This is a genomic window from Mesorhizobium sp. M0659, from assembly GCF_040320605.1.
In the GTDB taxonomy this organism is placed as follows: Bacteria; Pseudomonadota; Alphaproteobacteria; order Rhizobiales; family Rhizobiaceae; genus Mesorhizobium.
This window is the reverse complement of sequence record NZ_JAMYPY010000036.1, coordinates 22,846-30,840: the sequence shown is the minus strand read 5'-3', so window position 1 is coordinate 30,840 and position 7,995 is coordinate 22,846. Positions and strand designations below refer to the sequence as shown.

Sequence of the window (7,995 nt, the reverse complement as noted above, 5' to 3'; positions counted from 1 at the left end):
TCCAATGTATCCCGCCGCCGCACAAACTGTTCGGGACGCTGGAACTTGTTGTTGTACATTTCCCTTCGCGGTCGCGATCCCCGCATTATGAAGAATGCTGTCGCGAGCGCCGGCGGTCGTCAAGAGCATAATCCTGCCGCCAGAATGAGATAGCAGCGCGTTCAATCCTTGCGTCGTTCCGTGTACCGCAAACTCGACCTCGGCGAAATCGTCGATGACTTGGCCAAATGCACGCAATATTCCGTCAGATAGATCACTTGGCGTGGTCGGATATTTCGCCGCAAGTAATTCACCTGTGCTCGTACTTTGAACGACCACATCCGTAAAAGTGCCACCTATGTCGGCGGCTATCCTGTACCGGTCTTTTTTAACAATGGTGCTGATTTTAGCCATTTATCTTGCCTCGTATTACTTGCGACCGGTGAGCGTATTTGTAATCACCGCTAGAATGATGATGGTGCCGGTGACTATCTCCCGGAGATATGGTTCGAGGTTCATAATGTTGAAGGCGTTGTTTACGATCGCCAACAGGGACACCCCCACCACCGTGCGCCAGATGGCGCCGGCACCGCCGCCAATCGACGTCCCTCCGAGAACAACCGCGGCGATCGCCTGCAGCTCGATCCCGGAACCGCTGTTGGGTATGCCGGTGGAAACCTTCGATGACAGAAGGATGCCAGCAAGAGCAGCCGCAAATCCCGCAATCGCAAAAGTTGATCCCTTGATGATTTTGGTTCGGATACCCGAAAGAAGCGCCGCCTCCTCATTTCCACCGACGGCAAAAATATACCGGCCATACTGGGTGCGGTGAAGCACAAGCGTGGAGATTAGCACGAAAAGGACGAAAGCAATGCTTGGATAAGTGATCCCGTAAACAGTACCTCGCCCAAGCGTAGAATAGGATTCTTCCGTTACGTTGATCAGGTATCCGCCGGACATGGCGATGCCGCAGCCCCGAATTACGATGCTGGAAGCCAAGGTGATCAGGAACGAATTCAACTGAAGCCTGGCAATAAGGGTTCCGTTGGCTAAACCAATCATCGTGCCAATCACTACACCCGACACCAAGCCGACTATCGGCGTCGATGCATTGGCAACAAGTGCGGCCGTAATTCCGCTAACTGCGAACGTCGCTGACACGGATAGGTCAAAACCGCGAGCGACGATCACGAACGTCATCCCACATGCAATGATCCCGATCCCGGCGTTCTGGTCGAGCAGATTGCGCAAGTTCCTGAATGTGAGGAACGCAGGTTCCACAACCGCGAGGAGAATGACCGCCAGTACCAAGGCGATGAGGATGGCGTAATCCTTCAGGAGGCTCAGCCCATAGTTCTTGAACCGCACTGGTCTCTCCAATCTCTCGATCTCAGCGGTTTGCAGAAATTTTTATTCTCACCTGTTTGAATGGAGATCGCTCTCGCATACGCCAAGGCATTCGCGCAGGATTGCTCCGATCTCGATTTCCTCGGCGGATTTTTCGCCAACGATGCTGCCTTCATGCATGATGTACATCCGGTGGCACAAGCCAACCAGTTCCTCGATCTCAGACGAGACGATCAGGATAGCCATCCCACGCGCCGCCAGTTCGGCGATCAGATTGTAGATTTCGGATTTTGCGCCGATGTCCACGCCGCGGGTCGGCTCGTCAAGCAACATAACCGATGGGTTGCCGGCCAACCATTTTGCGAAAAGCACCTTTTGCTGGTTGCCGCCTGAAAGGGAGGAAACCAAAGCGTCGGTAGATGTGCATTTGATGTTCAGGCGGCCGGCCCACTTGCGTATCTCTTCCGCTTCTTTCCCGCGGTTTACCATGCCGAAAGGACGAAGCTCACTAAAATTTATGAGCGAGATGTTTTCCGCGATCGAATGTTCGAGGAACAATCCCTGCTCGCGCCGGCTTTCCGGCACCATGGCCAAACCATTGCGCATTGCCGTGATCGGCGTATGACGGCCAACTGGGTACCCGTCGATTGCAACCATGCCACTTTGAAATTCGTCGGCACCAAAGATGGATCGCAACACCTCAGAGCGGCCGCTGCCGACAAGTCCTGCTATTCCGACGATCTCTCCCGCCTTAACCTGGATGTTGATGTTCTCGAATTTGCGCCGTCTTGTCAGGCCACTGGTAGACAACTTAACCGAGCTAGTTGGCGGCGGGGCCTTCTTGGGCGGAAAGATATCGGAGAGGTCGCGGCCCAGCATTGCAGCCGCCAGTGACGCGTGTGTTTGATCTTTAGCCGGTCCCGTTTGCACGTGCTTACCGTTTCGAAGGACAGATACAGCATCGCAGCTTCCGAGTATGTGGTTGAGGAAGTGGGATACATATATAAAGGTCGTTCCGCGATCCGTTGCCAACCTTTTGACGACTTGGTGCAAGTGTTCAGTTTCGGTAGGAGTAAGGGAAGATGTAGGCTCGTCCAGCACGATCAGTCGAGCGTTTCGAGAAAGCGCCTTGAGTATCTCCACTTGCTGCTGGTCAGCGATACTTAGCGATCCGACCTTGGCTCTTCCGTCGAGCTCGAATCCAAGTTCGTCACGTAGTTGGTTGAATTCCCGAAGGCTCCCCCGGTTTCGTAAAAATCCAAGTGTGGTGTTCTCGCGCCCCAGAAATATATTTTCTGCGACGGTTAGCTTCTGACAGAGAACAAGTTCCTGTTGAACGACAGCGATACCGCGCTCAATCGCTTCACGTGGTGACGAGACTGGCGTGTCGTCACCATCGTAGATCACGCGTCCATCGCTCGCCTGGAGAATCCCGCCGACCAGCTTTCCCAGCGTCGACTTGCCCGCGCCATTCTCTCCGACGAGACCGTGAACGCTTCCGCCGCAGACTTCAAAGGAGACATTCTGAAGTGCGATGGCGCCGGCAAAATGTTTACTGACATTGTCGACAACGACTTGCATTGTATACCTCTAGCCATCCCACTTGGATGACCAGTCCGGATGGGTATTGAGATTTGTCTTCGTGGCGATTGCCGCACCGACGGGCGAATGCGTTTCCAAATCGATAATCGGTTCAAATTCTTGACCGCGCATGGCTGCTATGATGTTCTTGCCACCGAGATAGCCTTCCATGTATGGCAACTCCACATAGGTACCATACCAGCGCCCTTGGCGGATTGCCGCTACCGCTGATTTCGTAGCGCCTAGGCCGATAAGTTGAACGCCCTCACCGCCTACATTCATACCTGCGCCCGTCAACGCAATCTCGGCGCCGGCCGCCGCCTGGTCGGCGAAAGAGGTGATTACGTCCAGGTCCGGATTCGATTGCAAAACATCCTGCGTCACCTTGAGCCCAACTTCTCTCCCCCACAGCGTGTCTTGGGTGGAGACGAGCTTGATCGAAGGAAACTCCGCAATATGTTTATTGAATGCCTCGATCTTGGGCACGTCCTGGGCTGCTGACCGGCTGCCGACTAGCAGCGCGACCTTGCACGGGTCCCTGCCCTGACAGGCTTCCACAGTGGCTTCCGCGAGCCGAAGACCAATGCTGCCTACATTATAGCCAACGAATGTCGTCATCCCCTTGACCTGGAACTTGTCGGTTGTCGTTGGATCGGGTCCTAGCGGGTATTCGAGCGAACCGAACTTGATGCCTGCTTTGATTGCCTCCTCGGCCGCAGGGACCGCCGAAGAATAGCCCATCGGCAGGATCAGCATCCCGTTGAATCGTCCAGAAGCGACCGCGTCCTGGATTTGGTTGAACTGCCTGTCTGCATCAAACGCACCGTCGAACAATTCAATTTCAACGTCGCCAGCTTCTTTCGCCGCCTCCTTTAGACCCTCTAGGCTAGCCAGTGTGAAGGCGTTGTCAGCCGCGAAGCCGAACAACGCAATGCGAATAGGATCGGCAGCATATGCTGGCCCGGATAAGACCGCTGCGACGCCTGCCAAGGCTGCTATCTTATAGGTCAGATTCACTCGACTTCTCCTCCCGTCACAAAGGGCACCCTAAAGATAGCAGGGCCCCGAATGCCCGCTAATATCAAAGTTTCGGGGGCTATGTTGGAATTGGTATGAGCCATGTCGCCTCAAGTCTGGTTTCTTGCACACTGGATAGAACACTGAGCAGCTCCTATGCGATGCGGCTACTCAGTGTCGTGGCAATGAGCCAGATCGAACTGATCGGACACGAAGCGACGTGCTTGTCCATACGCGATTAAGGAAGCCAGGAATGATACGTGTGGGAATAGATGTCGGAGGAACATTCACCGATTTCGTATTGATAGACACGAAATCGGGAAAGGTCATGTACTTCAAGGAGCCCTCGACACCGCACGATCCGTCCGAAGCTATTGAAACCGGTCTGGCCAGCGCGCTGGCCAAATATGATCTGAAACCCGAGGAAATCGAATTCGTCGGTCACGGAACAACCGTCGGCACGAACATGGTCATCGAGCTTCGCGGCGCGAAGACTGGCCTGATAACGACTAAAGGATTTCGTGATATCCTGGAAATCGGCCGACAGATGCGCCCAGACGTATATAACTACCGGGTAATCAAGCCGATACCCCTGGCAAGGCGACAGTACCGGATCGAAGTCTCCGAACGCGTCGATGCTCGCGGAAACGTGCTGGTGGAACTCGACGAGGCCGAACTCCGACGCGGGGTGGAATACCTGGCCCGCGAGGGCGTGGAAGCCGTGGCTATCTGTTTCCTGCACAGCTACTTCTACCCGGAACACGAACTGCGCTCAGAAAGCATCGTGCGGGAATTGATGCCGCGTGCGTTCGTTAGCCGATCAAGCGACGTTTTGCCTGAATTTCGTGAGTATGAACGATTTTCAACAACGACAGCCAATGCGTATTTGGGGCCGAAATTTGAGAACTACCTTGCTCGGTTGGTCGAGAGGCTGACGAAGTTGGGCATATCGGCAAAGCCCTACACGATCCATTCAAATGGCGGGCTGATGTCCATAGATACGGTTCGCCGATACCCCGTTCGAACCTGTCTGTCGGGTCCAGCCGCCGGGGTAATTGGTTCTGCCGTCATCGCAGCGCAGGCAGGGTATAAAAATGCGATCACTTTTGACGTTGGCGGCACGAGCACGGACGTATCGCTTATCAGTGACGGAACGCCGCATTTTACTACAAGTCGCGAAGTGGCATCATATCCTATTAAGACGCCGATGGTCGATATCCACGTAATTGGCGCCGGCGGCGGCTCAATTGCTTATATCGATAGTGCCGGTGCCTTGCATGTGGGACCACGGAGCGCTGGCGCCGTGCCAGGGCCGGTCGCGTATATGCGAGGCGGCGTCGAACCCACGTTAACCGACGCTAATGTTGTCCTGGGTCGTCTTAACCCTGTCGCGATATTGAACGGAACAATGCCCATTGACCTCAATGGCGCGCGCAGGGTCGTCGAGGAAAAGATTGCCATTCCGTTGGGAATGAGTGTGGAACAGGCAGCCTATGGGATTGTACGGATTGCCGTCTCGAACATGGCTCGCGCCATCCGCTCGGTGACAACGCAACGCGGCGTCGATCCGCGGAAATATGCATTCATAGCCTATGGTGGCGCTGGGCCATTGCATGGTGTTGAGACGGCGATCGAATGCGGACTGTCGAGGGTTGTGGCGCCGAGGGAGCCCGGAACGATGTGTGCGCGTGGTATCCTTGTTTCCGATATCAGCCTCGATTTCGTTCAGAGCAAGATCCGCCCCTTCATTCGCGAACGCTGGTCGAGCATCACGTCGGAAATGGAAGTTTTGCGGGGCGAAGCCGAGCGCTGGCTGGCTAGCGAGGATGTGCCCCAATACCAACGGCAATATGAGAATGTACTGGAGGCACGGTACTTTGGACAGAACCACGAGGTGCAAATTCCACTCCCGAATCCTCTGCCAGATGCCGAAACCTTCTTGCGGGAGTTCGAACATGCGCACCGCAAGGAATACGGCTATTCGCTCCCCGACCGTCAGATCGAAATAGTAAACTTTCGGGTCCGCGGATCCGCGCCATCTTCAGGAACGGCCAGCCACTGCCAGCAGCCGAACGGCAAGCTTGAAGCGGCCATCATTGGGCGGCGCGAATTCTTCGTCGACCCGGATTTAAAATGGGTGGATGCGGTCGTTTACGAACGCGACAGGATTCCGGTTTCGACGCGGATCACCGGTCCCGCGATTGTTGAGGACATGAGTTCGACCTGCGTGATCTTTCCCAACCAGGTCGCCTTTGTGGACGCTCCGGGGAACCTGATCCTTGAACTGAACAAAGAGAGCGGGCAATAAGCAGATGACGAAGAAAGATAGCGGCAGCGCACCGGTCTCCGATCCGATTGCGATGGAAGTTTACAACAACCGCTTGATGACGATTGTCGAGGGAATGTTACATATCCTCGTGCGTTCATCCTTCTCCACGAATGTAAAGGAACGGCGCGACTGTTCTGTAGGATTGTTCGACGCTTCCGGCCGGGTTCTCGCCCAGACAGTACACACTCCTCTGCACTTGGGCTCCACAGTCGGCGCGGTTTCCAATTTGCTGAAGGAGTTTTCGCCGGAGCAAATCAGCGAAGGCGACGCCTTCATGTGTAACGATCCCTATGTTGCCGGGGGTACCCACCTCCCCGACATCACTGTGGTCTCGCCGGTCTTCTACAATGGCAAGCTGTCGTTCTTTCTTGCAAATATCGCCCACCATTCGGATGTCGGCGGCGTGGTTCCGGGATCCATTTCGGGTACCGCCGAAACAATATTTGCAGAAGGAATTCGTATCCCGATTGTCCGACTGCGGCACACAGGCAAAGTGCAGAATGACATCGTTCGTCTCGTCACCCTGAATACACGTGATCCCAAGGAACGCGAGCTCGATCTGGGGGTGCAACTCGCAACGAATGACCGTGGGATCGTCATGGCTCAGGAGCTTCTCGATCAAATCGGAGATGATCGCATTACGGCAGCAATAGCGGATATGATCGCCTATACGCGGCACCGCCTCCTCAATCAGATCGCAGCGTTCACGTCGAAAGAGGCCGATTATGAGGCATTTCTCGACGACGATGGTATTGGCGACGATCCGGTAAGGATCGCCGTGCGGATATCCGTATCAGGCGGCAAATTACTATTCGACTTTTCAGGCACCGGTCCGCAAGCCGCAGGTGCAATGAATGTACCGTTCAATGCCCTGCAGGCGACGGTAGTGTATTGCGTCAAAATGATGATCGATCCGGGATTGATGCCCAATCATGGCATTTTCGACTGCATCGAGATTCAGACGCCCGGCCGGACGATCGTCAGTCCCGCACATCCCGCAGCGGTTGGCGCGCGATCGATCACTGCGAACAAGGTCGCGCGCGCGGTCATTGGAGCACTTGCGCAAATGCTACCGCAGGAGCGCGGTATTGCGTCGGGCCAGGACATTGTGCCTGGTATCTGCTTTGCCGGAAAACGAAGCAATGGCGACGATTATGTCTACATGGAAACTATCGGCGGGGGATCTGGAGGGACAGCGGGAGTCGATGGCATGGACGGCGTGCAGGTTCACGTCACCAATACTTCCAATTTGCCCGTGGAAGCCCTTGAGCACGAATACAATCTCCTGGTTGATGAATATGCGCTGGTGGAGGACAGCTGTGGCGCGGGCAGGTACCGAGGTGGTCTCGGCATCGCGCGGCAGATTGCCGCCACAGAAGATGACGTGATCTTCTCGGTCCGTTCGGATGGCCATATTTACCCGCCTCCCGGGCTGCGCGGTGGCCAAGATGGGCGTTGTGCGAAAATACTGTTCAATTCTGGGTCCGCCGAAGAACGTGAACTCGGTTCGAAGACTACGAATTTCGTCCTCAACTCCGGTGACAGTATAAGAATCGAAACGCCGGGCGGCGGAGGATATGGTCCTGCCGGTGAAAGAAGCGATAAGCAGATTGTCGATGATATCGAGAATAGCAAGACATCGCTCGCATTCGCGAAAAAAGCTTACGGCACATCACGGGTAGAGCAGATTCTGGACAAAAGCGAGCAGTCGGCCTTTGACGCAATCAAGGCGGCTGAATGAA

General features: G+C 55.1%; 6 protein-coding genes. 2 read left to right on the top strand and 4 right to left on the bottom strand.

Annotated features, from left to right (window positions below; all coding sequences use genetic code 11):
* From NKI31_RS30230 to NKI31_RS30215, 4 genes are all read right to left on the bottom strand, one after another.
* Positions 1-393, bottom strand: a 393-nt coding sequence (locus NKI31_RS30230; protein WP_352653303.1) for a hydantoinase/oxoprolinase N-terminal domain-containing protein, incomplete at its 3' end; no start/stop codon positions are given.
* 15 nt (positions 394-408) lie between these two features.
* Positions 409-1,347, bottom strand: coding sequence for an ABC transporter permease (locus NKI31_RS30225; RefSeq protein ID WP_352653302.1), 939 nt, complete (start codon positions 1,345-1,347; stop codon positions 409-411).
* A gap of 48 nt (positions 1,348-1,395) precedes the next feature.
* A complete protein-coding gene (locus tag NKI31_RS30220; RefSeq protein ID WP_352653301.1) occupies positions 1,396-2,907 on the bottom strand; it encodes a sugar ABC transporter ATP-binding protein in 1,512 nt (503 codons plus the stop codon).
* A 9-nt stretch (positions 2,908-2,916) separates the two neighbouring features.
* Positions 2,917-3,924 (bottom strand): sugar ABC transporter substrate-binding protein, encoded by a 1,008-nt coding sequence (locus NKI31_RS30215; RefSeq protein ID WP_352653300.1) that lies wholly within the window; start codon positions 3,922-3,924, stop codon positions 2,917-2,919.
* 253 nt (positions 3,925-4,177) lie between these two features.
* On the opposite strand from NKI31_RS30215, the gene NKI31_RS30210 reads away from it, so the two are divergent.
* The gene (locus NKI31_RS30210) at positions 4,178-6,232 is read left to right on the top strand and encodes a hydantoinase/oxoprolinase family protein (protein WP_352653299.1); all 2,055 of its coding nucleotides are present in this window, start codon (positions 4,178-4,180) and stop codon (positions 6,230-6,232) included.
* A 4-nt stretch (positions 6,233-6,236) separates the two neighbouring features.
* A complete protein-coding gene (locus NKI31_RS30205) occupies positions 6,237-7,994 on the top strand; it encodes a hydantoinase B/oxoprolinase family protein (RefSeq protein WP_352653298.1) in 1,758 nt (585 codons plus the stop codon).
* Position 7,995 lies beyond the last annotated feature (1 nt).